Origin of the sequence: Antarctobacter heliothermus, assembly GCF_002237555.1 — a bacterium.
Taxonomy (GTDB): domain Bacteria; phylum Pseudomonadota; class Alphaproteobacteria; order Rhodobacterales; family Rhodobacteraceae; genus Antarctobacter; species Antarctobacter heliothermus_B.
The window spans coordinates 3,407,960-3,433,303 of record NZ_CP022540.1; the positions used below are offsets into that span (position 1 = coordinate 3,407,960).

Consider the following 25,344-nt stretch of genomic DNA (forward strand, 5'->3'; position numbering starts at 1 on the left):
CGAAAGGCAAGGAATTCTTTACTTGGCGGCGGGGGCCCGCTCACGGTACGCTCCAACAGTATTCTTGCCAACGGGGACATTGTCATGCGTTCACTCTTCTCAGCACTTGCACTTTGCGCAGGGGCAGTCGTCGGCGGCCAAGCCGCTGCACAAACTGCTCCGGCCGAGTTCGATCCAACGGATTTCGGAAAAATCATCATTCAGCCGCGCCAGTCCGCTGGCGGCGATGGTCTGGTCTTTGAACAGGCCTTTGGAGATTACCAAAACGAGCCGATCATCAAATACGGCGAAACCAGCCCGATCATCAAACTGGGCCGGCCCATCGGGCGTCTGGACATGCTGTTCACCAACGGCAAGACCGCGTTCTGCACGGCCTTCATCGTCGATGATCAACACATCCTGACCAATCACCACTGCATCCCCGGCATGGACGGTGATCCCACCGGCCGTGACAGCGGCGTGCAGGCGGCCCAATTTGTGGCCGGTTTCATCAAGCCCGGCAGCTCGGAAGGGGTTGATCGCTATACCGTCAGCCCGCAGATCATCGAAACCAATCGCGAGTTGGACTACACCGTCCTGCGCGTTTTCGGTAATCCGTCGACCAAATACGGCATGCTGGAACTGGCCGAGGAAGATCCCGAAGACAGCGAATTCCTCTGGATCATCGGCCACCCGCAGGGTCAGGCCATGCACATCAGCCGCGAAGGCTGTGCCGCCGCCAACCCCGCCATCTCGGCCGAAGGCAAGTTGATGCACAGCTGTGACACGCTGGGCGGCAACTCCGGCTCGCCGGTCATTCGCCTGTCCGACAAGCGCGTCGTCGGCCTGCACCACGCGGGCGACAGCCGCTCCGGCTTTAACATGGCGATCCCGATGACCCGCATCCTGCCGCAAAGCCGGGTGCTCAAGGCCTCGACCGGTCCGGTGGTCAACGGCGGCACCACGCCCAAGCCTGACCCGAAACCGCAACCGCAGGTCAACGCCTGTTCGGCCATGTGGGCCGAGGCCAAGATTCTGGGCTGCGCCGGGTATGAGGCCTATGCCGCCGATTGCGGCGATCACACCTTTGCCTCGATGGCGCAACGCATCATCGAACGCGAATGCAGTGTCCCGGTCAAGCCGGACACCACCGTCGTCGTCAAACCCAAGGAACACGGCGGGCCGGTCCTGACGGTCAAATCCTCGGGCGGCGACTATTCCGAACTGGCGGACGCCGTCGCGGCAGCCGATCCGGGCACCCGGATCGAGGTTTACCCCGGCACCTACACCCGTGGCCTCGACGTGTCGAAGCGACTGGAAATCGTCGGCGTCGGCAACAAGCGTGACATCGTGCTGAAGGTGGCAGAGGACAACGCCGTGCGCTGGACCGCCGAAAGCGGGCGCATCGCCAACATGTCGATCCATCAGGACGGCGGCAAATTCTTCAACGTCCACATCGCCGCTGGATCCGTGATCATCGAAGACAGCGACCTGACCTCCAAAGGACTGGCTGTGCTGGCCATCCGCGACAACACCGGCGCCACCATCCGCCGCAACACGATCCGTGACGGCGCGCAGGGCGGTATCTTCATGTTCGAGGCCGGCAAGGCGCTGATCGAAGGCAACACCATCTTCGGCAACTCCCTTGCCGCGCTGGAAGTCAAAGAAGGGTCAGACCCTGTCGTGACCGGCAACACCCTGCGTGATGGCGGTGGCTCGGGGATCTTCATCAACGAAGGCGGCAAGGGCCGGTATGAGGGCAATATCGTCTTCAACAACGCCCTGTCCGGCATCGAGGTGAAGGCCGCTGACAACCCGCTGATCTCTGGCAACACCATCCGTGACGGCCAGCAGGGCGGTATCATGACCTCTGACGCGGCGATGTCGCGCATCACCAAGAACGAGATCTACGGCAACGCCTATGCCTCGATCGAGATCAAGACCGGTGCCGATCCGCAGGTCTACGACAACATCCTGCGCGACGGACAGCAGTCGGGCATCTACATCCACGAAGGCGGCAAAGGTGTGATCGAGAACAACCAGATCATCCGCAACGCCTTTTACGGGATTTCGGTCAAGGGGGACTCCAACCCTGTCGTGCGCTCGAACACCATCGCCGGCAACATCTATGAGGCGATCCGCGTCCGCGAAGGCGGCGGCGGCACCTATGAGCGCAACGACCTGTCGGGCAACACCGCGGGCACCTTCCGCATCGAGGCCGACGCCGGCAACGTGATCCGCGTCGGCAACATCGAAGTGCCGGGGCAGGTCACAACCACGCCCAAACCGGATCTGAGCGTCAACGTCCTGACGGTCAAGGCAACTGGTGGCGGTGACTACCGTGAACTGGCCGACGCCGTGGCCGCCGCTGATCCCGACACCCGGATCGAGGTCTATCCCGGCACCTACACCCGTGGCCTCGACGTGTCGAAGCCGCTGGAAATCGTCGGGGTCGGTCCGGTGTCTGACATCGTTCTCAAAGTGGCCGAAGACAACGCGGTGCGCTGGACAGCGGACTCGGGTCGGATTGCCCGGATGACCATCCTTCAGGACGGTGGCAAGTACTTCAACGTCCACATCGCCGCTGGATCGGTGATCATCGAGGACAGCATCCTCAGCTCCAAGGGGCTGGCTGTGTTGGCCATCCGCGACAACAACGATGCCACCATCCGCCGCAACACCATCCACGACGGCGCGCAGGGCGGTATCTTCATGTTCGAGGGCGGCCGGGCCACCATCGAAGGCAACGAGATCTACGGCAACAGCCTCGCAGCTCTTGAAGTCAAAGAAGGTGCAGACCCCTATGTCACCAGCAACACGATCCGTGATGGCGGCGGCTCTGGTATCTTCATCAACGAGGGTGGCAAAGGCCATTTCGAAGGCAATACCATCTACAACAACGCTCTGTCGGGTATCGAGGTGAAGGCGGCCGACAATCCGCTGATCACCGGCAACACGATCCGCGATGGCCTGCAGGGCGGGATCATGACATCCGATGGTGCCATCTCGCGCATCACCGCCAACGAGATCTTTGGCAACACCTACGCCGGGATCGAGATCAAGACCAACGCCAACCCGTCGGTCTATGACAACATCGTGCGCGACGGACAGCAGTCCGGCATGTACGTTCACGACGGCGGCAAGGGCGTGATCGAAAACAACGAGATCTTCCGCAACGCCTTCTACGGGCTTTCGGTCAAGGGCGCGTCCACGCCAATTGTTCGCTCCAACACGATCTCGAAGAACGTGTACGAGGCGATCCGCGTCCGCGAAGGCGGCGGCGGCACCTATGAGAACAACGATCTCACGGGCAACACCGCTGGCACCTTCCGGATTGAGGCCGACGCCGGCAACGTGATCCGCCGCGGCAACAAGGAATAAGCAGGCCACAAGGCAGGCTGTGACGCCGTCCCTTCGGGGGCGGCGTTTTTCTTTGCGCTTGCATTCCCGCGCGCGATGCGTTTCCTGCGCCGCAGGCAACCAAGGGGACGATCATGAAAGTGCGCGTGCATGTGATGCTCAAGGACGGGGTTCTCGACCCCCAAGGCGAGGCCGTGCGCCATGCACTTGGGGCGCTGGGGTTCGACGGCGTCGGGTCCGTCCGTCAGGGCAAGGTCATCGAGATGGATCTGGCCGACGGAACATCCGAGGACAAGATTGGTGAGATGTGCGAAAAGCTGCTCGCCAATACAGTGATCGAGAGCTACCGCATCGAAACGCTCTGATCCGGTGTCCTGTTGTGGGACGCGCGGAACCGGGGCGTTCCTGTTGTTCGATAACCGCCAATGTCTTGCCGTAGCGGCCAAAGGCCGTTAGGGCAGGGCGCATCCGCCAGCCCGATGGAGTGAACCCATGAAAGCAGCCGTCATCGTGTTTCCCGGGTCCAATTGCGACCGCGATCTGGCCCGCGCCTTTGAACAGGCCGGTTTGCAGGTCGATATGGTCTGGCACAAGGACACGTCTCTGCCGGACGGAATCGACATCGTCGGCATCCCCGGCGGGTTTTCCTTTGGCGACTATCTGCGCTGTGGGGCGATTGCGGCCAATGCGCCCATCGTCGGGGCGGTCAAGGCGCATGCGGATCGCGGCGGCTATGTGCTGGGCATCTGTAACGGTTTTCAGGTGCTGACCGAAACCGGCCTGCTGCCCGGCGCGCTGCTGCGCAACGCCGGTCTGAAATACATCTGCCGCACCATCGGCCTGCGCGCCGAGGCGGGCTCGGTCTATACCGAGCGCTACGGCACTGGCACCGAAATCGCCCTGCCAATCGCGCACCATGACGGCAACTACTTCGCCGATCAGTCCACGCTGGACCTGCTCGAGGCCGAAGACCGCGTCGCCTTTCGCTATACCGACAATCCCAACGGGTCGGCTCGGGACATCGCGGGGGTGCTGTCGGCCAACCGCCGGGTGCTGGGCATGATGCCGCACCCCGAACGCGCGAGCGAAACCGCGCATGGCAATGAGGATGGTGCGCGCCTTTTCGCCCATCTGACCGAGGCCCTGACCACCGCCTGATCTGACCCGCCTTGAGGGTCGGCCCCGCGCGGCCTATTCTGTACGATATGGCAACAAGTGGCTCAAGATCTGGTCTGCGTCGCGCCGGACCGTTTTCGGGCCGTGCGCGCATTGCGCTTGTCCTGCTGCTGCTGACCGCGGTGGGCACGGTCTGGATCACAAACTGGCTGCTGACCGAACGCTTTACAGAGACAACGCGCAACCGCGCGGAGCTGCGTCTTGCGCTGTATTCCGGCAACCTGCTGTCCGAAATCCGCCGCAACGCCATTGTGCCGCAACTGCTGGCGCGTGATCCCGCGCTGATCTCTGCACTCAACTCACAGGATTTTTCGCAAAGCTCGCAGCGGCTGATCTCATTCGCGGATGAAATCGGGGCCGCCTCGCTGATGTTGCTGGACCGTGACGGCCGCGCTGTTGCCGCCACCGATCGCAACCGCCTGGGCGAATCCCACCGCGAGGCGGCCTATTTCTTTGACGCCCTGCGCTCTAACACCACGGTCTTTACCGCGCTGGCGCAAGAGGCCGGGAACTACAGCTTTACTTATGCCCGTCGCATGGACAGCGGTGGCGAAACCGTCGGCGTGATCATGGTCGAGGTCGACCTTGCCAAGTTCGAAGGCGATTGGGCCCGCATCACCGACGCCGTCATCGTCACCAATTCCGAAGGCAAGATCATCCTGTCAACCGAACCGCGCTGGCGCGGTCTGGAACTGAAAGAGGCGCTGCAACGCCAACCCGCTGAGGGCGCCATCGAACGCGCCATCCGCGCCACCGCCGATTGGACCGCCCAACAGGCCGACGCCTATCTGCGCGGCGAGGCGGTGATGCGCATCGACGGCAAGATCCTGTTCCAGAACTGGACCCTGACCACCTTCACCACCTACACCTCGGTGCGCGAACGGGTGAACGCGGTGCTGGCGCTGGAGATCATGGGCTTTGCCCTGTTGGCGGCGCTGGTGTTCTACGCCCTGTCGCGCCAATCGGCGCTGCGCATGGCGTTGTTTCAGCGTGACGCCACCGAACTGCGCGCCCTGAACGCCCGCCTCAGCCGCGAAATCGCCGAACGAGAGCGGGTTCAGAAAAACCTCGCCGTGGCCGAACAATCGCTGGCGCAGTCGTCAAAACTGGCCGCGCTTGGGGAAATGTCCGCTGCTGTCAGCCACGAATTGAACCAACCGCTGGCGGCGATGAAAACCTATCTGGCGGGCGCGCGCCTGCTGTTGCGCCGCAACCGCCCGGATGAGGCGCTGTCCGCCTTTCACCGCATCGACGACCTGATCGAACGCATGGGCGCCATCACCCGCCAACTGAAGAGTTTTGCCCGCAAAGGGCAGGAACAGCTCAGCCCGGTCGACATGTCAGAGGCGCTGGCCTCATCCCTTGCGATGATGGAACCACAGCTGAAATCGCGCCGCGTCAAGATCACCAAGATCCTGCCCGACGGCCCTGTGCGCGTCATGGGCGACCGGATGCGGATCGAACAGGTTCTGGTCAACCTCTTGCGCAATGCGCTTGACGCCACCAAGTCGGTGGACGACCCGCAGGTCGAGATCATCCTCGCCGCCGGGGAAACCGCCACTCTGACCGTGCGCGACAATGGAACCGGGATCGAGGAACTGGATGCGCTCTTTGAACCCTTTTACACAACCAAACTGCCCGGTGATGGCGTGGGCCTTGGGCTTGCCATCTCATCGGGTATCGTATCGGAACTGGGCGGGCGATTGACCGCACGCAACGGCGAGGACGGCGGCGCCGTCTTTGAGATGCAACTGCCCGTCCTGAACGAATCCACAGAAGCAGCGGAGTAAACGTGCCATGGCCAATGCAATGAAGATCGCCATCGTCGATGACGAACAGGACATGCGCCAGTCCATCAGCCAGTGGCTGGCCCTCTCGGGCTATGACACCGAAACCTTTTCCAGCGCCGAAGAGGCGCTTGGCGCGCTCAACGCCGACTATCCCGGGATTGTCATTTCGGACATCAAGATGCCCGGCATGGACGGCATCCAGTTCCTGAAAAAGCTGATGGGTGCAGACAGCGCGCTGCCGGTCATCATGATCACCGGCCACGGCGACGTGCCCATGGCGGTTGAGGCGATGCGCATCGGCGCGTTCGATTTCCTTGAAAAGCCGTTCAACCCGGACCGCATGTCCGACCTTGCCAAAAAGGCCACCAATGCGCGCCGTTTGACGCTGGACACCCGCGCGCTGCGGCGTGAACTGGGCGATGGTGGACAGATCATGTCCAAACTGATCGGGGCCAGCGGCGCGATGGAGCGCCTGCGCGAGGATATCCTTGATCTGGGGCAGGCAGATGGCCACGTCCTGATCGAGGGTGAAACCGGCACCGGCAAGACACTGGTCGCCCACGCCCTGCACGCGGTCGGCGCGCGGGCGGGCAAGAAGTTCACACTGGTTTCCTGTGGCGCGATGCCCGAAGACGCGTTGATGACCCGTCTTTTCGGCCCGATGCAGCCAGAAGACACGCGCCTGCCTGCCATCGAAGAGGCCCGTGGCGGCACGCTGGTTCTGGAAGACATCGAGGTTCTGTCAGACGCCGCTCAGGCCCGCCTGCTGTCGGCGATCAACGATCAGGGCACCCCGCCCGAAACCCGCATCGTCGCCATTTCCAACCTTCAGGAAGAGGGTCGCACCTGCGAACAGGCGCTGCGCCCGGACCTGTATTACCGTCTTGCCGCGCTCAAGATCGTGGTGCCGCCACTGCGCGCACGCGGAGAGGACATCCTGACCCTGTTCACCCGTCTTAGCGAAAGCTACGCGGATGAATACGGCTGTGAGGCCCCCAAGGTGTCGGCCCAAGAGGCGGCGCAACTGTTGCAGGCCCCGTGGCCCGGCAATGTGCGCCAGCTGATCAACCTCGCAGAACGCGCTGTGCTGCAATCGCGCCGCGGGCAAGGCACCATCGCCTCACTGCTGATGAGCGATCATGACGACATGCAGCCGGTGATGACGACCGAGGGCAAGCCGCTCAAGGAATACGTCGAGGCGTTTGAGCGTATGCTGATCGACAACACCATGCGTCGGCACAAGGGCTCGATCTCTGCTGTCATGGATGAGCTGTGCCTGCCGCGCCGGACCCTGAATGAAAAGATGGCCAAATACGGGCTGGCGCGCGCTGATTATCTCTGATGCCGCGCGCGGGCGATCTGGCAGGGGTCTTTGACGATCCGGTCTGGGGCGCGGAAAAACGCGCGCTCCGGGCTATTCTGGCAGACACACCGCTGGTCGAGGCGCTGAAATGGGGGCAGGCCTGTTACACGTTTGACGGTGCCAATGTGGCGATCATCGGCGGCTATTCCGATGGTTGTCGATTGGCGTTCTTAAAGGGGACATTGATCGACGACCCAGAGGGCGCGCTGATCCTGACCGGCCCCAATTCACGCGCCTCCAAATACTTCAGCTTTCAGACGGCGGAAGAGGTGGCGGCGCGCGCCGATCAGATTCGCGACTATGTCACCCGCGCCATCGCGGTCGAGAAATCCGGGAAAAAGGTCCATTTCGCCAAGGACGATCTCGAATCGCCAGAGGAATTGATCGACAGGCTGGACAGCGATCAGGCGTTCCGCGCGGCATGGGAGGCGCTGACCCCGGGCCGTCGGCGCGGCTATGTGCTGTACTTCTCCGGTGCGAAACAGGCCGCGACCCGCATCAATCGGATCGACAAACACGCCCCCCGAATCTTGCAGGGCAAGGGCATGCACGACCGATGAATTGCCGGTGCTGCGGACAGCCGAATCCCTAACAAGACGTAAAAACGCCTCTGTAAGCCATTGATCTTACAGAGGCGCATTCTTGTCCACGCGTGGACAGGCTCAATGCAGCAGGCGACCCATCGCGGCGGCCACATCGGCCATACGCGCCGAAAAGCCCCACTCATTGTCGTACCACGCCAGCACGCGCACCATCCGCTTGCCCACCACCTTGGTTTGATCGGGAGCAAAGACAGAAGAGTGGGTGGTGTGATTGAAATCGATCGAAACCTTTGGCTCAGGATCGTAGGACAGCACCGCCCCCATCCGTCCGCCAGCCGCCTCGGCCACCACCTCATTCACGTCCTCAACGGTCACATCCCGCGAGGCATAAAAGGTCAGGTCCACAGCCGACACGTTCGGCGTCGGCACCCGCACGGAAGATCCATCCAGCTTGCCCTTCAGGTTGGGCAGCACCTCACCCAACGCCGCCGCGGCCCCGGTCGAGGTCGGGATCATCGCCATCGCCGCGGCCCGGGCGCGGTACAGATCCTTATGACGCCGGTCCAAAGTCGGCTGGTCGCCGGTGTAGCTATGGATCGTGGTCATGATGCCTGACTCGATGCCAATGCCCTCATCCAGCACCTTCGCCAGCGGCGCGAGACAGTTCGTGGTGCACGATCCGTTCGACACCATGACATCGCCCTTGACCAGATCGCGGTGGTTGACGCCATAGACTACGGTGCGCTGCACGTTCTTGGCCGGGGCAGAGATCAGCACCGATTTCGCACCGCGCCCCAGATGGGCGTCGGCCTTGGTCCCGTCATTGAACTGGCCAGTACATTCCAGAACGACGTCACAGCCGCTCCAGTCCAGTTCGGAGAGTTCATAAGAGGACATCACGTCAATCGGGCCGCGACCCAAATCGATGGACTGATCCTTGACGGTCACATCGCCGGGAAAACGGCCATGGATGCTATCGTAGCGCAGCAGGTGGGCATGTGTGTCGATCGGCCCCGGAGCGTTGATCTTAACCACCTGAACATCGTTGCGCGCCGACTCCGCGATATGTGCCAATGTGCATCGGCCAATGCGGCCAAATCCGTTGATCCCGATCGTGACGGTCATATGCGCCTCCTAAAAAACTGTTGGGTTTCGTATAGGTCGGCTTGCTGCATCTGCAAAGAACATTAGCCCTTGTGAAACAGCATGTTAGCGATAAATGTGGCAAGGTTGCGCGTGGTGGCGCTAACCCCAGCGCCACGTTTGCGGTAACGTGGCGCTGGGTGGTTCGAAATAGTGAGTGACAGATGTTTGAAAACCTGACGAGCTTTTTCGGGAGGTGCCTGATTGCGGTACTTTTTTTGGCCGGTGCTTTGCAAAAGGCGGTTGATCCTGGCGCCGCGCAGGCTTTGCTGACAGGTTGGAATTGGCCCGAGACACTGGTTTGGCTGGCGCTGATCTACAACGCGTTGGCCGGAGCGGCACTGATATTGGGGGTGGCGGTACGCCCGGTCGCGCTATCGCTGGCGGCGTATTGCGGCCTGACTGCCTTTTTCCACCTGATCCCGGACGATCCCTGGCAAATGAGTATCTTTGTCAAGAATTGGGCCATCGCGGGCGGATGCCTGGCGTTGGCGGCGCAGGGGGGCGGGGCGTTCCGCTTGCGGTTTGCGGACAAGCCACTAGGGTCCGGATAAACGGAAAGGGAATAGCAGCATGAGTGGACTTCTGGCACTGCTGGACGATGTATCAGCCATCGCCAAGGTGGCGGCGGCCTCTGTTGATGACATCGGCGCGGCGGCGATGAAGGCAGGGTCCAAGACGGCGGGGGTGCTGATCGACGACGCAGCGGTGACGCCGAAATACCTTCAGGGATTCGAACCAGCGCGGGAATTGCCGATCATCTGGCGCATCGCGCGCGGGTCCATCATCAACAAATTGGTGTTCCTGATGCCTGCCGCGTTACTGATGGCGGCCTTTGCGCCTTGGCTGGTCTGGCCGCTGCTGATCCTGGGCGGCTGTTACCTCAGCTTTGAGGGGGCCGAAAAGATCGTGCATGTGCTGATGAAGCAGGACGACCATTCCGGCGGCCCTGACGGCAGCCACGATGTCGGCGATCCACTGCATCTGGAAGAGGCCAGGGTTAAAGGCGCAATCAAGACCGATTTCATCTTGTCGGCGGAAATCATGGTGATCTCACTCTCAGCCATCGACGCCCCGAGTTTTGCCATGCAAGCGGCCACGCTGGCCGTTGTGGCGGTCATGATCACGGCTCTCGTCTATGGTGCCGTGGCGATCATCGTCAAAATGGATGACGTCGGCCTGTGGCTAAGCCTGAACGGACGGCTCAGCGTGACGCAGGGATTTGGAAAGTTGATCGTGAAATTCATGCCTTGGCTGCTGCGGGCGCTGTCCATTATCGGGACGGCGGCCATGCTCTGGGTTGGCGGGTCTATCATCGTGCATTCCAGCCACGAGATGGGCTGGCACTGGCCAGAAGAGACTGTACATCATGCCGCCGTCGCGCTGGGGCAGGGCAACGGCCTGTTGGAATGGGCCGTGACTGCGGGGATCGACTTTGTCATCGGCTTTGTGGTCGGGCTGATCCTGATTCCCATCGGCACGAAACTGGTCGCGCCGATCTGGGCACGCCTCTTTGGCGATGACACAGCAAAGGCGCACTAAGCCGGTCCGTCCACACGATAAAACCCTGGCAATAAAAAACGGCGCGTCCTAATGGGACGCGCCATTCTTCGTTTCAAATCACGGCTAACGTCAGCGCGCGGTGGTCTGTTCGAACGCAGCGGTGAAACCAGCCAGCGACATTGACAGGCTGACAGGCTGTTCGGGGGCCAGCATCGGGACCAGCATCACGCGTGCTGCACTGCCCGCCTTGAACCGTTCGATGTCGTCGGCAAGAAAACCGACGCGGGCGAAACACCCTTGCGAGTTGCAGAACGAATAGTCATACCGCTTTGCGTCACGGGAATCGACCTGAACGGTCAGCTTGGCCGGAAGCAGGGTTTCCAGCGGCACGGTGAACACACCAGCAGCGACAGCCTGACCTGCATCTTCTACCTTGAAGATATAAACGTCGGCCAGTTTTGTGCCATCTTCATCTTCCAGAAGCTGATACATCTGGCAGATTTCGCGGTCGTCGGCGATCTTCAGGCACTGCACAGACCAGTCCTTGTGAACCTCCTTGAGGTAGGGCTCTGGCACATCCGCCGCGCCTGCGGCAGGCGGCGTCACTTGAACCGTCTCGCCGAGATCAAGGCCGGAGCCTGCGGGCGGATCGCCGCCATCGGCAGACTGGGCGTACCCCGCACCAGCGCCCAGCGAGGCGATCAACGACAAAAGGATAAGCGGTTTTTTCATGATGTCCTCTAAAATCCGGTCATTGGCTGTCGTTCGATTAACATGCGTCGGTCGCGGTGTCAGGGAGGAAATGGTGCATGACGCAGGGTTGATGCGCGGAACGCCGCGCGTCTGCCGTGGCGGCCTTTATCGCCTAGTCCACGATCATGCGACACAGGCACGATTCGGGGACCGAAAAAAAAGGAAAAGGGCCCGTGGGCCCTTTTCCATTTCACTCCCTGTCGGACCGGCCGACTTTGTTATTGAGGGGACGCTAGAAGAAGACATGCGTCTGGTCAACAGGGATTTCCATGTTCTTTTCCGGCAACTTCGGATTTTTTCCCGACTCAAAAAAGCCGCGCCCGAGGGCGCGGCCAGTCTGACAGGGAGGAAGTCAGTCCGGGACAGGAGAGGACATGTTGCCCCGAACAGGAAACATACTGGCATCAATTGGTTAAGGATGTATGTTCCTGCCACGCGACCTAGGGAGAGAATGCATGGGGAACGGAGTTTTCGTTGGCGGCGCCGGACCGGACTATGGCGAAAAACAATATCTCGATCTGGGATACGCCAACCGACACGGGCTGGTGGCGGGGGCCACGGGCACCGGCAAGACGGTCACGTTGCAGATCCTCACAGAGGGGTTTTCGGCTGCTGGCGTCCCGGTCTTTCTGGCCGATGTAAAGGGCGATTTGTCCGGTCTGGCCATCGCGGGGCGCGACACGCACAAACTGCACAGCCCGTTCATGGACCGTAACGCGACCATCGGTTTCGACACCTTTGCCTATGACGCCTTTCCGGTCTGTTTCTGGGATCTGTTTGGTGAGCAGGGCCATCCGGTGCGCACCACGGTGACAGAGATGGGACCGCTGATGCTGTCGCGGCTAATGGACCTGTCCGAGGCGCAGGAGGGCATCCTGAACATAGCGTTCCGCCTGAGTGACGAAGAGGGCCTGCCGCTGCTTGATCTGGATGATCTGCGCTCGATGTTGGCCTGGATGGGGGAACATCGCAAGGATCTGTCGCTGCGCTATGGCAACATCTCCGTGGCCTCGATCGGGGCGATCCAACGGCGACTGTTGGTGCTGGAAAACGAAGGCGGCGGGGGGATGTTTGGTGAACCCGCGCTGGATCTGGCCGATTTGATGCAACGCGCGCCGGACGGGCGGGGCATGATCAATATCTTGGCCGCAGACAAACTGATGCACAGTCCGCGCCTGTATGCGACCTTTCTATTGTGGCTGCTGTCAGAGTTGTTCGAAGAACTGCCAGAGGTGGGCGACCCGGACAAACCTCGATTGGTGTTCTTCTTTGATGAGGCGCATCTGCTGTTTGACGGTGCGCCCAAGGCGTTGATCGACAAGGTCGAACAGGTGGCGCGTCTGATCCGCTCCAAAGGGGTTGGCGTTTATTTCGTCACCCAATCCCCCGATGACATCCCCGAGGACATTCTTGGCCAGCTGGGTAATCGGGTCCAACATGCGCTGCGCGCCTTTACTGCGCGCGACAGGCGCGCCCTGCGGTTGGCCGCCGAAACCTATCGAGACAACCCGGCGCTGGACATCGAACAGGCCATCCGCACGGTCGGCGTAGGAGAGGCAGTAACATCGTTTCTGGAACGCAAGGGCGCGCCCGGCATGGCGCAGCGCACACTGATCCGCCCACCATCGTCGCAGTTGGGCCCGATCACACCGGCGGAACGGCGCGCCATTCTGGGTGCCTCGCCGCAGGCCGGGAAATACGACACGCCCGTGGACCGCGACTCGGCCCATGAGATCCTGCGCGCACGCGCCGAAAATGCCGCCAAGGCCGCTGAACAGGCCGAACGCGCCGAAGAAGAGGCAGAGGCGCAGGCCCGCGAGCACAGTGCAGGACGGCGCTATTCAGGCACACGGGTCAGCCGGTCTACGTCCAAGCCGGTTCGACGCGGCAAAAGCTTTGGCGAGGCGATGGGCGACATGGTGATGAAAGAACTGACCGGCACCACTGGCCGCCGCATCGTGCGTGGTGTTCTAGGCGGGTTGTTCCGAGGCCGGTGAGGGCGGTTAGTCTTTCATCACGGTCGCGGACTATGGTGAGGGCGCGACGGCTTGTTTGATCGGCGTGAAATTGGTATCTGAGGTGCGCATATCAGTGCGTGAATGCGCGACCAACATACTGAACAAGGAACGATGCCTTGCGCCTCACGTCATTTACCGATTTCGGCCTTCGGGTGCTCATGCGGATGGCGGGAACACCTGATCGGGCTTTTACCACAGCGGAACTGGCCCAGGAATTTGCGATCTCGCGCAATCATCTGGCCAAGGTCATTTCAGCCCTTGCTGCGGCGGGGTATCTGGAAACGCGCCGGGGCGGAGGCGGCGGCGCGGTTCTGTCACACCTGCCGGAGGATATCCGCCTTGGCGATGTGGTCGCCGATCTGGAAGCCGGTCAATCAATTGTGGAATGTTTCCTGCCCGATGGGGGCTCCTGCACCTTAATGCCGCAATGCCGTCTAAAGTCCCGCCTGGCGAAGGCGGAAAAGGCCTTTATTGCGGATTTGAACAAAAGCACGCTTGCTGATTGCCTGTACCGACCCGCTCCGGCCGACTAACGGGCGGTTGCGGCAAGGATCGGGTCCGCACGCATTCCTGATGGTTCAAGTTGGGTTTTGCTTGCCAAGTTTGGTCGTCGGATATAATAGGCGCTTGAAATGCGCATTAGGGGAGCGACTTGCATGCTCACCAACCTTCATCGCTGGCCGGCCAGATCCTTTTGGTTCCTCACCGGGGGACTTGCATTGCTCTTGGGTGCTGTGGGCGCGGTACTGCCTATCCTGCCAACGACGCCCTTTGTCATCCTGTCCGCCTTTGCCTTCGGCAAAAGCTGTCCACGATTGCAAGTGTGGTTGGAAAGTCGCCCGGTCTTTGGTCCTGCGATCACCGATTGGCGCACCCACGGTGCGATTGCACCGCGCTACAAGGCGATTTCGGTCTTAATGATGGCAGGAGCGCTTGGCCTTGGTCTTGCTTCGGCCTTGCCCTTGGCGATCAAGTTGCTGCAAGCCGTGCTGGTCGCGGCGGGTGCGTGGTTCTTCCTCAGTCGGCCCAATCCCCTTGGTTGTAGCACAACCTGTCTGACCATCCGCCGAAGACCGCCCGCTGATCGGTAATTTCGGGCTTGTATGTGCAACTTTTCGGCGGGGTGGGGCAACAGGAGAACACCATATCCATCCGGCCCCCGCTTTTGCTTCCGATCCGCTTTGCAAGACCCGCCTTGACGGCGCGGATCATGGCGCTCCGGTCGTGAACCATGCGAGGCGCCCGATCCGTCGGGCATAATTCGAGCGTTGGCTTTCGCAAAGCCGCGAAAAAACGCGTAAGAGATGCACGCCCGAGAGTGCCGCACATGTTGTCGCGTGGGACGAGCGGATGACTTAGTCCTTCCACAAGGCGGAGCAGGAGATGAATGCGACGTCAACCCTTTGGGCGGACGGCAAGACATGGCCAAAGGCCATGTGACCGATAGCCAAGGTCTGACCGACCCAAAGACGCTTCACTCACCAGCGATTCGGGTGTGCCACGTCCGTATACGTCCTCGCGACCTCCCTCACGCATACCGGCCCAGTGAGCGAAATCTCTGACGAGGTCTGGCGATGGGCGCAATTCTCAGTTTCCGGTCTGCCCGACGCCGAAATCGACGCGATCATTCGCGGGGCAGACCGCAGTGCTGGAAAAGCTTCGTCGTCGAGCCCGAGAAAAGATGGTCGTTTTTCACTATGGCGGTGACACGATCGCAGAGTTGCTGGGGACCACCGATTGCACCGCGCGGAAGCTGGGGCTCGAACAGGTCTACTCGAAAGCGGAACGCACGCGCAGAAAGACCGAGCGCGAAGCTACCGCGACGCGCCTACTGGCAAGCGGTTCTCTCACAATCGGAAAGGATGTTTTTTTCATGAGCTTGTGAATTGGAATGGCGGTGCTAAGGCCCTCTGGAATGCTAGGTTCAGGACCCACTTATTTCAGATCTGTTGCGCGATTCACGGCTCCGAAACCGGAGCGGTGACATGTCTGGTCTTTTCTGGCTAAGCGAAGCGCAGTTGGCGCGCCTTGATCCCTGTTTCCCGAAGTCCCACGGCAAGCCACGCGTTGATGATCTGTGCCTGTTGAGCGGTGCTATTTTCATAAAACGCAATGGCTTACGGTGGCTTGATGCACCGAGAGAGTATGGTCCGCACAAGACGCTTCACAACCGTTGGAAGCGGTGGAGCGACAAAGGCATCTTCGCGCATATGATGGCCGGGCTGGCAGCCGAGCACGGTGAGAAGAAGACGGTGATGATCGATGCGACCTATCTAAAGGCACATCGCACCGCGTCCAGTCTGGGCGCGAAAAAAGGGGGCGTGGCCGTCTGATCGGGCGCACCAAGGGCGGGATGAACACGAAGTTTCACGCCATTTGCGACAGTCAGGGACGTCCAACCAACTTTTTCGTCTTCGCAGGGCAGCGATTACATCGGGGCGCGGGCTCTTTTGAGCACGTTGCCACAGGTCAAATGGTTGCTTGGGGACCGGGGCTACGACGCTGACTGGTTCCGGGCAGCCTTGCAAGACAAAGGCACACGCGCCTGCATCCCCGGTAGACGGCTACGGAAAACGCCAGTCAAAAACGACAAGCGTCGATACAAACGACGCAACCGCCTCTTTCGTGACATTGCTACGCAATGCACTGCTGGGCGGTGATCGAAATCATGTTTGGGCGGCTCAAGGATTGGCGGCGCGGCGCAACTAGATACGACAGATGCCCCAAAGCCTTGTTCTCTGCCATCGCTCTCGCTGCAACCGTCGTCTATTGGCTATGAGTCCTGAGCCCAGGCCAAGGATTTTGTCTTTCCAACCATCCAAGAAAGGCTCGGCGCATGTAGATGTTCCTGTGCTCAGGCAACTTTCGGAAGAACTGGAACCCCAGCCTAGGTGGGAGATTTCCATCACGACTGCAGCTGGTCAGCCATTCGCTTCATCTGTGTCTATGTGCAACAAGATCCAGAAATGGACAGTTGACGCCGGATCGCCAAAACGGGGAACGCATCACGGTGTTCGAAAAGGAGTAGCGGAGTTGCTCGCGGCTGCCGGTGCGACACAGTACGAGATCATGGCATTGAGTCGCATACTCACGCAAAGACGTTCGAAGTGTACACGCGAGGGGACGAAAGGGCTGCATTGGCGGCACGAGCGATCGGGAGAATTTCGATCCTGAATTTAGAAAGGGTGGGCCACGCAGCATAATCTGTGGTCCACAAACTTTAAGAGTGTCAATTTAATCAATGATCTAAATTGACAGTGGTAGGCCCGGCAGGACTTGAACCCGCAACCAAGGCGTTATGAGCGCCCTGCTCTAACCAGTTGAGCTACAGGCCCACCGTGCCGCTCTTCGTACCAGAGCGCCCCGGCGCGTCAAGCAGGCACGTTGCAGGGCGGCACGCGATGCGCTAAGCGACGGCGCAATTCGCCGGGTCAGGGGGCCGGGCGCGTCAAGGAGATCCCGATGAGCGATGGCAAGAACGGGCTGACCTATGCCCAAGCGGGCGTGGATATCGACGCGGGCAACGCGCTGGTCGAGCGGATTAAACCCGCAGCCAAACGCACCAACCGCACAGGTGTGATGAGCGGGCTCGGCGGTTTCGGCGCGCTGTTTGACCTCAAGGCCGCCGGATACACCGATCCGGTGCTGGTCGCGGCTACCGATGGTGTGGGGACCAAGCTGCGCATCGCCATCGACACCGGCCATGTGGACGGCGTGGGCATTGACCTTGTTGCCATGTGTGTCAACGATCTGGTCTGCCAAGGGGCAGAACCACTGTTTTTCCTCGACTATTTTGCCACCGGCAAGCTGGAGACAGAGTCCGCCGCGCGTGTGGTTGAGGGTATCGCCGAGGGCTGTGTGCGCTCTGGCTGCGCGCTGATCGGCGGCGAAACAGCTGAAATGCCGGGCATGTACCCGGCAGGCGATTTCGACCTTGCCGGATTCGCCGTGGGCGCGATGGAGCGCGGCACCGCGCTGCCTGCAGGTGTGTCCGAGGGCGACGTGCTGCTGGGCCTTGCCTCCGATGGGGTGCATTCCAACGGATACAGCCTTGTCCGCAAATTGGTCGAGATGTCGGGCCTGAGCTGGGACGCGGAGTGCCCCTGGGGGCAGGCGACGTTGGGCGAGGCGCTGCTGACGCCGACACGACTCTATGTCAAACCGGCGCTGGCGGCGATCGGGGCAGGGGGGGTGCGCGCCCTGGCCCATATCACCGGCGGCGGCCTGACCGAAAACCTGCCGCGGGTGCTGGCCGAAGGTTTGGGGGCAGAGATCGACCTGAACGCTTGGGACTTGCCCGATCTTTTTAAATGGATGCGGGGCGTCGGCGGCATCGCAGAGGCGGAAATGTTGAAAACCTTCAACTGCGGCATTGGCATGATTCTGGTCGTCGACGCTGAAAGCGAACACGCGATAGACGCCCTGCTGACAGAGATGGGCGAACGCGTTCACCGGCTGGGTCGGGTGACTGCCGGTGAAGGTGTGGCCTATAGCGGATCGCTGGGGTGAAGCGGGTCGCCATCTTCATCTCTGGCGGCGGGTCAAACATGGTCCGTCTGGTAGAGGACATGGCCCGTGATAATCATCCGGCGCAGTCTGTCCTTGTTGTGTCCAACCGTGCTGATGCCGGGGGACTCACCAAGGCGGCGGAGATGGGCGTGGCCACGGCGGTGGTCGATCACCGCCCCTTTGGCAAGGACCGCGCCGCGTTCGAGGCAGCCCTGCAAGAGGCACTGGCCCCACATGCGCCGGACATCCTGTGCCTTGCGGGCTTCATGCGGGTGCTGACGGCGGGGTTTGTGACCCCGTGGGAGGGGAGGATGATCAATATTCACCCTTCGCTCTTGCCAAAGTATCGTGGCCTGCACACCCATGCCCGTGCCATTGCCGCAGGTGATGCAGAGGCGGGCTGTACCGTTCATGAGGTCACACCGGAATTGGACGACGGGCCGATTCTGGGTCAGGCGCGCGTGCCGATCCTGGCCGACGACACGCCCGACACGCTGGCAGAACGGGTGCTGGCGCAAGAGCACCGCCTGTATCCGGCTGTGCTGCGCCGCTTTGCCGCCGATGACCTCACGCCCGTCCTGCTGGATTGACCGCTGGTCGGCGGCGGCGGCACTTCCCTTTGCCCGGTAAACCTGTAGGATCGTGCGACGCGACGGGGATCAACACCAAAAGCAAAGACGAATAACGCGGTATGCAGACAATCACTACGACCGAAGAGCTCCGCACCTTTTGTGAAGGCGCAGCAGAGCATCCTTATGTCACCGTCGACACAGAGTTCCTGCGCGAACGGACCTACTATTCCAAGCTGTGCCTGATTCAGTTGGCGATGCCGGGGCGGGACGATTCAAACGCTGTTCTGGTTGATCCGCTGGTCGAGGGATTGTCGCTGGACCCGCTGATGGATCTTTTCCGCAACGAAAGCGTGGTCAAAGTATTCCATGCCGCCCGTCAGGATCTGGAGATCTTTCAAGTCGACAACGGGGTGATCCCCAAGCCGTTGTTTGACACGCAGGTCGCTGCGATGGTCTGCGGTTTTGGCGAACAGGTCGGCTATGAGACTCTGGTCAAACGGATCGTCAAACAACCACTGGACAAAAGCTCACGGTTTACCGACTGGTCGCGACGCCCGCTGACCGATGCGCAGAAAACCTATGCGCTGGCGGATGTCACCCATCTGCGCCAGATCTATGAGTTTCTTGCCGCCAAGCTGGAAGAAACCGGTCGTGCGCGTTGGGTCGGTGAGGAAATGGCCACGCTGCTGGATCCGCAGACCTATGTGACCCTGCCGCAGGACGCGTGGAAGCGGATCAAGACTCGATCCAACTCGCCGCGCTTTCTGGCCATCGTTCGCGAACTGGCCGCGTTCCGCGAATCTTATGCGCAAGAGCGCAACGTGCCGCGCAACCGTGTCTACAAGGATGACGCCTTGGTAGAACTGGCCTCGACCAAACCGGCGACGATGAATGACCTTGGCGGCTCGCGCCTGCTGCTGCGCGAGGCACGCAAAGGGGCCATTGCCGACGGGATTTTGGCCGCAGTGAAGGCCGGGCAGGAGTGCCCTAGAGAAAACCTGCCCAAGGTCGACAATGATCGCGACAAACTGCAGGTGAACCCGGCGCTGGCGGATCTGTTGCGCGTTTTGTTGAAGGCCAAGACCGAAAGTTCGGGTGTGGCGTCAAAGCTGATTGCGCCTGCCTCGGATCTGGATGCCATCGCCGCTGGACAGCGCAATGTCGCCGCTCTGAGCGGGTGGCGGCGCGAGGTGTTCGGAGAGGACGCCCTGCGCCTGTGCGACGGTCAGATCGCATTGGCGGCCAAGGGGAAATCGGTTGTGGTGATCGAGCTCTGAGGCGCGATTAACGCCTCACGGTGCGCACATTGCGCGCCCCTTTGACCTGAATGACCCGAACATCCCGTAGCTGATTGTCTGTCACCCAGATCGCCGCAGTATGTGTCCGTGATGCAACCGGCCCCTGCGCGCGGCGCGGTTGCAGACCGCGAAAGACATAAGTCAGCGTTCCCTGACCGCTTTCTTCTTCGACTTTGACCAGTTTCAGGTCAAACGCCTCCAGTTGATCAGCGACGGCTGTGGCGCGAATGATCGCACCGCCGGGACGGCGTTCAATCACCAGTTCCGTGATCTCACCCAAAGCGGTGCCCCGGTAGCTGGTGTCTTTTTCCTGCCGAAAGATGGATTCCTTGCGGCGCGGGATCAGTGGGTTCACCTCTGTGTCCGTCATGACAACCGGCGCGGACTGGCTGCGTCCGAACCAGTTCAACGGATTGACGCGGCTGTCGCGGACGGCGCCGCAGCTGGTCAGAACCAGCGTCGCGAAAAGAAGTACCGATACCGGTTTGAACATGACAAGCCCCCAGCGAGATGTTCCAGAGGGTTAGCGCAGAATGGCGGCGTTGAAAAGCACATCGCGCGCGGTCGGGGGCTGGACCTTCGGCACGACGCCGCCTAGGTCTTCGACAAAAGGAGACGGCACAATGGCGCAGGCGGCTTTTGAAGAGGTGGTCGAGGATTTCGAGTTCCTGGAGGACTGGGAAGACCGCTATCGCATGGTGATCGAGATGGGCAAGGACATGGCCCCCATGGACGACGCGCTGAAGGTGCCTGCCACCAAGGTCGAGGGCTGCGCCAGTCAGGTCTGGCTGCACATGACGCCGGAAAGCGGTATCTTTCATTTCAGCGGCGACAGCGATGCACTGATCGTAAAGGGGCTGATTGCCTTGTTGCACCGGCTGTACGACGGACTGCCCATGACACAGGTGCAAGCCGTGGACGCCCGCGCCGAACTGGGCCGGTTGGGTCTGAATGATCATTTGTCGGCGCAGCGCTCGAACGGATTACGCGCGATGATCGAACGGATTCGCGAACAGGCGGCCTAGTCGATCAACGCATCTGCCCGGCGACCTGCACGTTCAAGGTGGATGGGCAGCACGCGGCCATATAGCTGTTTGGTCCGTTCCGGCGCGCCCACCATGTCCGGCTCTTCGACGTAGGAAAAGATCGCCACATAGCGCGGGGTCGGACCGTTCAGCGGCGTGACCCGGTGTAGGCTGTAGCGGCCCTTGAACAGTTGCAGGTCGCCGGGTTCCAGCGTCAGGCTTTTGACCTTGTCCGAGGTGCCGGCCAAGACTTCGGCCACATCATCGAACTGTTCGGATGAGCTGTTCCGGATCATTGGCGCATATTCAAAGGCACCGCCGTCATCCGCGTTCTGAATTGCCAGCGTGACGGTGAAATTGTTGGTGTCAAAATGCCAGGGAAAGCCGTTTCCTGCCGTCGCCATGTTCACGATGACATCCGCCAGTGGATCGGCATAGCGATGGAATCGCGTTTCCTGCAGGCAATCGCGGATAAAAGGATCAAAAGCGGGAAAGTCATGCACTGCACGCAGTGCCCCTGACCGCGCGAAGTTATCGGCGGCGATAAAGGCATTGGACCGCTCATAGAACTGTCGACGCGGATCGTCTTCCGGCAGATCCGGGTTGTCTGTGGTGAAATAGGGGTTGGTGCGTGAATAACTGCGATGCCCTTGATCCGCGACACTGTCCGCCTCTGCGGCAATGGCGCGCACGCCTTCGGGGGTCAGAAACCCTTTGAGAACGGCGCAGCCATCGCTGGCAAGTTCCGAGCGCACCTTGCGTAAAAGGGCGTCTCGTCCGGCGCTATCAATTGGGTAACGGGTGAGGTCGATGAGGTCGGAGGCGTTCATGGCTGATCATCCCTTGGTGCTCCACCAAGGAAACGATGCGATGCACGGGTCCGTCTGTCGCAGAATCGACGTCGCAAATGTCGCGAATGGTCAGACCCACGCTGCGTGCCAGAGCATGTTTAGCTGTTGCCGGAGCCTGTAAACCGCGCCGCATCTGCGGCCGCGCGGCGGATGGCGTTGGATTTATGCACGGTTTCTTGGTACTCGGCCTCGGGGTCGCTGTCGTAGACCACGCCGCCACCCGCCTGAATATACAGCTTTTGATCTTTCACCAGCGCGGTGCGCAGGGCGATACACATGTCCATGTCGCCACCTGCGCTGAAATACCCGACACCGCCACCATAGACTCCGCGCTTTTCCGGTTCCAGCTCATCGATAATCTGCATGGCGCGCACCTTGGGCGCACCCGAAACGGTGCCTGCGGGCAAACCTGCCAACAGGGCAGACAGTGCGTCGTGATCCTCGGACAGTTCGCCAATCACGTTCGATACGATGTGCATCACATGGCTGTAGCGTTCGATGATAAACTGCTCTGTCGGGCGCACGGTGCCAATCTTGGACACTTTTCCGGTGTCGTTCCGACCCAGATCCAGCAGCATCAGATGCTCTGCCAGTTCCTTTTTGTCTGCCAGCAGATCCTCTTCCAGCGCCTTGTCCTCAGCCGGAGTCGCGCCTCGCGGCCGGGTGCCAGCGATGGGGCGGATCGTCACCTCATCGCCAAAGACCCGAACCAGGATCTCGGGGCTGGCACCGACGACCTGAAAGGCGCCAAAGTTGAAGTAGAACATAAAGGGCGAGGGGTTCGTGCGCCGCAATGATCGATACAACGCAAAGGGCGGCAGTGGGAAATCCTGCGTCCAGCGCTGCGATGGTACCACCTGAAAGATATCGCCCGCGCGGATATACTCCTTGGCCCTCTCGACGGCAGACAGATAGTCCGCATGGGAAAAGTTGGAAACCGGTTCTCCCAGTTCCGCGGCGTCGCCCAAATCGCGTGAGGCTTGGGGCAGGGCGCGTTCCAGATCACGCACCGCATCCATCACCCGCTCCGCCGCCTGCGCATAGGCGGCGCGGGCCGATAGCCCGTCCTGCACCCATGCGGGGGACACCACCGTCACCTCGCCCTTTACCCCGTCCAGAACGGCCACAACAGAGGGCCGAACCAGCAGCGCATCGGGCAGGCCCAGCGGGTCGGGGTTCACATCCGGCAGGTGTTCAACCAACCGGATCATGTCATAGCCCAGATAGCCGAACAGACCCGCCGCCGACTGCGGCAGGTCATCGGGCAGATCAATCCGCGATTCGGCCAAGAGCGCACGCAACGCGGTCAGTGGCTCGTCGGTTTGCGTCTCAAAAGCGTCCGGGTCAAACCGCGCCATCCGATTGATGCGGCTGCTGTGTCCGTGACACTGCCAGATCAGATCCGGCTTCATGCCGATGATCGAATAACGCCCGCGCACCTCGCCGCCCGTCACCGATTCCAGCATGAAGGCATCGCGCGCGGCGCCGGTCAGCTTCAACATCAGGGACACCGGGGTGTCCAGATCCGCGGCCAGACGGGCATAGACCACCTGGTTGCGGCCTGCCGCATAGGCTTCGGCAAAGCCGTCGAAAGAAGGGGTCAGTTGTGCCATGGTCTCACTGAAAGTTCGCGTGCACCGCGTTGATGGCGGCCTCGTCAAGATCGACGCCCGCGCGGGTCTGAATATCGGTCGACAAAGCGCGGAACAGATCCTGTGCCACGTCTTGCGCCGCCTGATCGCGGAACAACTGCGCCAGTTGCTTGGACTGCTCGCTCTCCATGTCGACGGCAAGGATCTCATCCAAGCGGACCACCACGGCCAGATCGTCCGCCCGCACAGCGCGCACTTCGTTCGGGGCCATGTCAAACACGGCCTCCAGCAGCGGGCGGGGCAGATCGGCACCAAAAGCGTTGCGCGTCAGCCCGTCTTCGGAACGGGCTTCGAGGCCTGCACCGTCAAAGGTCACGCCTTCGCCCAGTTCGCCGGCGAGCGCCTCGGCCCGCGCAAACAGCGCGTCTGCCGTTTGTGCGCGTCGCCAATCCGCCTGTACCCGCAATTCGACCTCTTCATAGGGAAAGGGCTCGGGCGGCAATACTTCGTCCAGTCGCACCGCAAACACCCCGCCGTCGCCCAATTGAGCAATTGCCGGATAATCCGAGATGTCTATCGCCTCGGCCGCCTCGCGGAAGGCGGGATAACCTGCAATGTCGTCATCGTTTTCGCCGGTCCAGCCCAGCGTGCCAATCACCAGATCGGTAGATTCTGCCAGTTCGTCCAGAGTCACACCTGCCGCCAGTTCGTCGTCAAAGCTCTGCATCTGGGTGTCGATTACGCGACGGGCGCGGTCCAGCGCCAGTTCGCCACGCAGGGCGGGGACCGCGTCCTCGAAAGAGGTCAATTGCGCGGGCAGCCCAGCATTGATCCGAAACAGCGCCGGACCCAGCGTGGTAGGCGCGGGGCCAACAACCTGACCCACTTCGGCACCAAAGACCGCGTCCGCAGCCTTGCCCAAATCGCCACGAGTCACATCGCCCATATCGGTGTCCGACAGATCCAGTCCGCGGGCTTCGACCAGATCCTCGAACACGGCCTCACCGGCGTCGATCCGCGCCAGAGCGGCCTCGGCGGCAGCTTGATCGCTGAACACCAGACGCTCGACCAGGCGCCGTTCAGGCAGGTCAAACTCTTCGATGCGCTCCTCATAGGCGGCGCGCAGGCTGTCCTCATCGACCTCAACGCTGTCCACAATCATCTCTGGGGTCAGCCAGACATAAGTCAGGCGCTTGGTTTCAGGGCGGGTGAACAGGGCGATGTTCTCGTCATAATGCGCGCGCAATTCTTCCCCGGTGGGGGCGGGCAGGACGTCCAGATCAGAACCATCTACTTCGGCCCAGCTAAAGGCGCGGCGCTCGCCAGTATAGCCTAACAGCGTATCAACATAGGTGTCGGGCAAACGCACCCCGGCCAAAACCGCCCCCTGCAACAACGTGCTGGCGCTTTCGTCCCGCAGCTTTTCCTCAAAGGCGCGCTCATTCAAACCGGCGTTTTCCAGCGTCAACTTATAAGCGTCACGATTAAAACTGCCGTCGACACCCTGAAATGCGCGAATATTGCGCAGATCTTCGGCCAGCCGTTCATCGCCAACGGAGATCCCCAGCACAGCTGCCTCATTCTCCAGCGCCGCAGTCACAACCATCTGGCTCAGAACCTGCTGGGTCAGGCCCAGCGCCTGCGCCTGTTGGAAACTCAACGTTTGGCCCGTCCGTTGCTGGACAGCACTAATCTCGCTCTGCAGGGCGCGGAAATAGTCAGACGTTGAAATCTCCGCCTCACCGACCTTGCCGATCGAGCGAACAGTGCCGGTAAAGCTGGTGGCGCCAAAGCCGCCCAACCCCAACAAAAGCAGACCCAGCAGGCCCCAGACGAAGTACTTTCCGATACCGGACTTTTTCGCAGCCAT

Annotated in this window: 22 protein-coding genes, 1 tRNA gene and 1 pseudogene; 17 read left to right on the top strand and 7 right to left on the bottom strand. The window is 61.1% G+C overall.

Annotated features, from left to right (window positions below; all coding sequences use genetic code 11):
* The first annotated feature begins 84 nt into the window (after positions 1 to 84).
* From ANTHELSMS3_RS16375 to ANTHELSMS3_RS16400, 6 genes are all read left to right on the top strand, one after another.
* The gene (locus ANTHELSMS3_RS16375) at positions 85 to 3,360 is read left to right on the top strand and encodes a right-handed parallel beta-helix repeat-containing protein (protein WP_198319827.1); all 3,276 of its coding nucleotides are present in this window, start codon (positions 85 to 87) and stop codon (positions 3,358 to 3,360) included.
* A 113-nt stretch (positions 3,361 to 3,473) separates the two neighbouring features.
* Positions 3,474 to 3,704, top strand: a complete 231-nt coding sequence (gene purS / locus ANTHELSMS3_RS16380; protein WP_094035805.1) for a phosphoribosylformylglycinamidine synthase subunit PurS — start codon at positions 3,474 to 3,476, stop codon at positions 3,702 to 3,704.
* Positions 3,705 to 3,831: 127 nt separating this feature from the next.
* Complete coding sequence (gene purQ, locus ANTHELSMS3_RS16385; RefSeq protein WP_094035806.1) at positions 3,832 to 4,497, top strand: phosphoribosylformylglycinamidine synthase subunit PurQ; 666 nt, start codon at positions 3,832 to 3,834, stop codon at positions 4,495 to 4,497.
* Between the two features lie 47 nt (positions 4,498 to 4,544).
* Positions 4,545 to 6,305 (top strand): sensor histidine kinase, encoded by a 1,761-nt coding sequence (locus ANTHELSMS3_RS16390; protein WP_094035807.1) that lies wholly within the window; start codon positions 4,545 to 4,547, stop codon positions 6,303 to 6,305.
* A gap of 7 nt (positions 6,306 to 6,312) precedes the next feature.
* Positions 6,313 to 7,647 (top strand): sigma-54-dependent transcriptional regulator, encoded by a 1,335-nt coding sequence (locus ANTHELSMS3_RS16395; RefSeq protein ID WP_094035808.1) that lies wholly within the window; start codon positions 6,313 to 6,315, stop codon positions 7,645 to 7,647.
* Positions 7,647 to 8,228, top strand: coding sequence for a YdeI/OmpD-associated family protein (locus ANTHELSMS3_RS16400; RefSeq protein WP_094035809.1), 582 nt, complete (start codon positions 7,647 to 7,649; stop codon positions 8,226 to 8,228). Before ANTHELSMS3_RS16395 ends, ANTHELSMS3_RS16400 begins: the two co-directional genes overlap by 1 nt.
* A 102-nt stretch (positions 8,229 to 8,330) precedes the next feature.
* Here ANTHELSMS3_RS16400 and gap read toward each other — a convergent pair whose 3' ends face one another.
* Positions 8,331 to 9,335 (bottom strand): type I glyceraldehyde-3-phosphate dehydrogenase, encoded by a 1,005-nt coding sequence (gene gap, locus ANTHELSMS3_RS16405; RefSeq protein ID WP_094035810.1) that lies wholly within the window; start codon positions 9,333 to 9,335, stop codon positions 8,331 to 8,333.
* 182 nt (positions 9,336 to 9,517) lie between these two features.
* On the opposite strand from gap, the gene ANTHELSMS3_RS16410 reads away from it, so the two are divergent.
* On the top strand, positions 9,518 to 9,907 hold the full coding sequence (locus ANTHELSMS3_RS16410; RefSeq protein WP_094035811.1) for a DoxX family protein: 390 nt from the start codon (positions 9,518 to 9,520) through the stop codon (positions 9,905 to 9,907).
* A 19-nt stretch (positions 9,908 to 9,926) separates the two neighbouring features.
* Positions 9,927 to 10,895: a DUF808 domain-containing protein gene (locus ANTHELSMS3_RS16415; RefSeq protein ID WP_094035812.1), complete on the top strand. Its 969-nt coding sequence runs from the start codon at positions 9,927 to 9,929 to the stop codon at positions 10,893 to 10,895.
* A gap of 90 nt (positions 10,896 to 10,985) precedes the next feature.
* Here the strand turns inward: ANTHELSMS3_RS16415 and ANTHELSMS3_RS16420 are convergent, their stop codons facing one another.
* Complete coding sequence (locus ANTHELSMS3_RS16420; RefSeq protein WP_094035813.1) at positions 10,986 to 11,588, bottom strand: invasion associated locus B family protein; 603 nt, start codon at positions 11,586 to 11,588, stop codon at positions 10,986 to 10,988.
* A 476-nt stretch (positions 11,589 to 12,064) separates the two neighbouring features.
* On the opposite strand from ANTHELSMS3_RS16420, the gene ANTHELSMS3_RS16425 reads away from it, so the two are divergent.
* From ANTHELSMS3_RS16425 to ANTHELSMS3_RS16445, 5 genes and pseudogenes are all read left to right on the top strand, one after another.
* On the top strand, positions 12,065 to 13,606 hold the full coding sequence (locus tag ANTHELSMS3_RS16425) for a helicase HerA-like domain-containing protein (RefSeq protein WP_094035814.1): 1,542 nt from the start codon (positions 12,065 to 12,067) through the stop codon (positions 13,604 to 13,606).
* Between the two features lie 137 nt (positions 13,607 to 13,743).
* Positions 13,744 to 14,160, top strand: coding sequence for an Rrf2 family transcriptional regulator (locus ANTHELSMS3_RS16430; protein ID WP_094035815.1), 417 nt, complete (start codon positions 13,744 to 13,746; stop codon positions 14,158 to 14,160).
* 123 nt (positions 14,161 to 14,283) lie between these two features.
* A complete protein-coding gene (locus ANTHELSMS3_RS16435) occupies positions 14,284 to 14,718 on the top strand; it encodes a YbaN family protein (RefSeq protein WP_094035816.1) in 435 nt (144 codons plus the stop codon).
* A gap of 554 nt (positions 14,719 to 15,272) precedes the next feature.
* Positions 15,273 to 15,512: a hypothetical protein gene (locus tag ANTHELSMS3_RS16440; protein WP_157733540.1), complete on the top strand. Its 240-nt coding sequence runs from the start codon at positions 15,273 to 15,275 to the stop codon at positions 15,510 to 15,512.
* A 100-nt stretch (positions 15,513 to 15,612) separates the two neighbouring features.
* A pseudogene (locus ANTHELSMS3_RS16445) lies at positions 15,613 to 16,406 on the top strand (IS5 family transposase).
* Positions 16,407 to 16,885: 479 nt separating this feature from the next.
* On the opposite strand, the gene ANTHELSMS3_RS16450 reads toward ANTHELSMS3_RS16445, so the two are convergent.
* A tRNA-Ile gene (locus ANTHELSMS3_RS16450) sits at positions 16,886 to 16,962 on the bottom strand.
* Positions 16,963 to 17,089: 127 nt separating this feature from the next.
* On the opposite strand from ANTHELSMS3_RS16450, the gene purM reads away from it, so the two are divergent.
* The 3 genes from purM to rnd all read left to right on the top strand — a co-directional run bounded on the left by purM (position 17,090) and on the right by rnd (position 19,985).
* Positions 17,090 to 18,136, top strand: a complete 1,047-nt coding sequence (purM, locus tag ANTHELSMS3_RS16455) for a phosphoribosylformylglycinamidine cyclo-ligase (protein ID WP_094035818.1) — start codon at positions 17,090 to 17,092, stop codon at positions 18,134 to 18,136.
* The gene (gene purN / locus ANTHELSMS3_RS16460; RefSeq protein ID WP_094035819.1) at positions 18,133 to 18,726 is read left to right on the top strand and encodes a phosphoribosylglycinamide formyltransferase; all 594 of its coding nucleotides are present in this window, start codon (positions 18,133 to 18,135) and stop codon (positions 18,724 to 18,726) included. Before purM ends, purN begins: the two co-directional genes overlap by 4 nt.
* A gap of 101 nt (positions 18,727 to 18,827) precedes the next feature.
* Positions 18,828 to 19,985 (top strand): ribonuclease D, encoded by a 1,158-nt coding sequence (gene rnd, locus ANTHELSMS3_RS16465; RefSeq protein ID WP_094035820.1) that lies wholly within the window; start codon positions 18,828 to 18,830, stop codon positions 19,983 to 19,985.
* 7 nt (positions 19,986 to 19,992) lie between these two features.
* Here the strand turns inward: rnd and ANTHELSMS3_RS16470 are convergent, their stop codons facing one another.
* A complete protein-coding gene (locus ANTHELSMS3_RS16470; protein WP_094035821.1) occupies positions 19,993 to 20,499 on the bottom strand; it encodes a hypothetical protein in 507 nt (168 codons plus the stop codon).
* 130 nt (positions 20,500 to 20,629) lie between these two features.
* Here ANTHELSMS3_RS16470 and ANTHELSMS3_RS16475 point away from each other — a divergent pair, with 130 nt between their 5' ends.
* Positions 20,630 to 21,031 (top strand): SufE family protein, encoded by a 402-nt coding sequence (locus tag ANTHELSMS3_RS16475; protein ID WP_094037189.1) that lies wholly within the window; start codon positions 20,630 to 20,632, stop codon positions 21,029 to 21,031.
* Here the strand turns inward: ANTHELSMS3_RS16475 and ANTHELSMS3_RS16480 are convergent.
* The 3 genes from ANTHELSMS3_RS16480 to ANTHELSMS3_RS16490 form a co-directional block, all read right to left on the bottom strand.
* Entirely contained in the window at positions 21,028 to 21,861 is an 834-nt protein-coding gene (locus ANTHELSMS3_RS16480) for a HalD/BesD family halogenase (RefSeq protein WP_094035822.1), read from the bottom strand. The genes ANTHELSMS3_RS16475 and ANTHELSMS3_RS16480 overlap by 4 nt on opposite strands.
* 119 nt (positions 21,862 to 21,980) lie before the next feature.
* Positions 21,981 to 23,495, bottom strand: a complete 1,515-nt coding sequence (gene trpE / locus ANTHELSMS3_RS16485) for an anthranilate synthase component I (protein ID WP_094035823.1) — start codon at positions 23,493 to 23,495, stop codon at positions 21,981 to 21,983.
* Positions 23,496 to 23,499: 4 nt separating this feature from the next.
* Complete coding sequence (locus ANTHELSMS3_RS16490) at positions 23,500 to 25,344, bottom strand: peptidyl-prolyl cis-trans isomerase (RefSeq protein WP_094035824.1); 1,845 nt, start codon at positions 25,342 to 25,344, stop codon at positions 23,500 to 23,502.

Coding starts and splice junctions, on each gene's coding strand:
- ANTHELSMS3_RS16375 (WP_198319827.1), top strand. CDS start 85: ATGCGTTCACTCTTCTCAGCACTTGCACTTTGCGCAGGGGCAGTCGTC.
- purS (WP_094035805.1), top strand. CDS start 3,474: ATGAAAGTGCGCGTGCATGTGATGCTCAAGGACGGGGTTCTCGACCCC.
- purQ (WP_094035806.1), top strand. CDS start 3,832: ATGAAAGCAGCCGTCATCGTGTTTCCCGGGTCCAATTGCGACCGCGAT.
- ANTHELSMS3_RS16390 (WP_094035807.1), top strand. CDS start 4,545: ATGGCAACAAGTGGCTCAAGATCTGGTCTGCGTCGCGCCGGACCGTTT.
- ANTHELSMS3_RS16395 (WP_094035808.1), top strand. CDS start 6,313: ATGGCCAATGCAATGAAGATCGCCATCGTCGATGACGAACAGGACATG.
- ANTHELSMS3_RS16400 (WP_094035809.1), top strand. CDS start 7,647: ATGCCGCGCGCGGGCGATCTGGCAGGGGTCTTTGACGATCCGGTCTGG.
- gap (WP_094035810.1), bottom strand. CDS start 9,335: ATGACCGTCACGATCGGGATCAACGGATTTGGCCGCATTGGCCGATGC.
- ANTHELSMS3_RS16410 (WP_094035811.1), top strand. CDS start 9,518: ATGTTTGAAAACCTGACGAGCTTTTTCGGGAGGTGCCTGATTGCGGTA.
- ANTHELSMS3_RS16415 (WP_094035812.1), top strand. CDS start 9,927: ATGAGTGGACTTCTGGCACTGCTGGACGATGTATCAGCCATCGCCAAG.
- ANTHELSMS3_RS16420 (WP_094035813.1), bottom strand. CDS start 11,588: ATGAAAAAACCGCTTATCCTTTTGTCGTTGATCGCCTCGCTGGGCGCT.
- ANTHELSMS3_RS16425 (WP_094035814.1), top strand. CDS start 12,065: ATGGGGAACGGAGTTTTCGTTGGCGGCGCCGGACCGGACTATGGCGAA.
- ANTHELSMS3_RS16435 (WP_094035816.1), top strand. CDS start 14,284: ATGCTCACCAACCTTCATCGCTGGCCGGCCAGATCCTTTTGGTTCCTC.
- purM (WP_094035818.1), top strand. CDS start 17,090: ATGAGCGATGGCAAGAACGGGCTGACCTATGCCCAAGCGGGCGTGGAT.
- rnd (WP_094035820.1), top strand. CDS start 18,828: ATGCAGACAATCACTACGACCGAAGAGCTCCGCACCTTTTGTGAAGGC.
- ANTHELSMS3_RS16470 (WP_094035821.1), bottom strand. CDS start 20,499: ATGTTCAAACCGGTATCGGTACTTCTTTTCGCGACGCTGGTTCTGACC.
- ANTHELSMS3_RS16475 (WP_094037189.1), top strand. CDS start 20,630: ATGGCGCAGGCGGCTTTTGAAGAGGTGGTCGAGGATTTCGAGTTCCTG.
- ANTHELSMS3_RS16480 (WP_094035822.1), bottom strand. CDS start 21,861: ATGAACGCCTCCGACCTCATCGACCTCACCCGTTACCCAATTGATAGC.
- trpE (WP_094035823.1), bottom strand. CDS start 23,495: ATGGCACAACTGACCCCTTCTTTCGACGGCTTTGCCGAAGCCTATGCG.
- ANTHELSMS3_RS16490 (WP_094035824.1), bottom strand. CDS start 25,344: ATGGCTGCGAAAAAGTCCGGTATCGGAAAGTACTTCGTCTGGGGCCTG.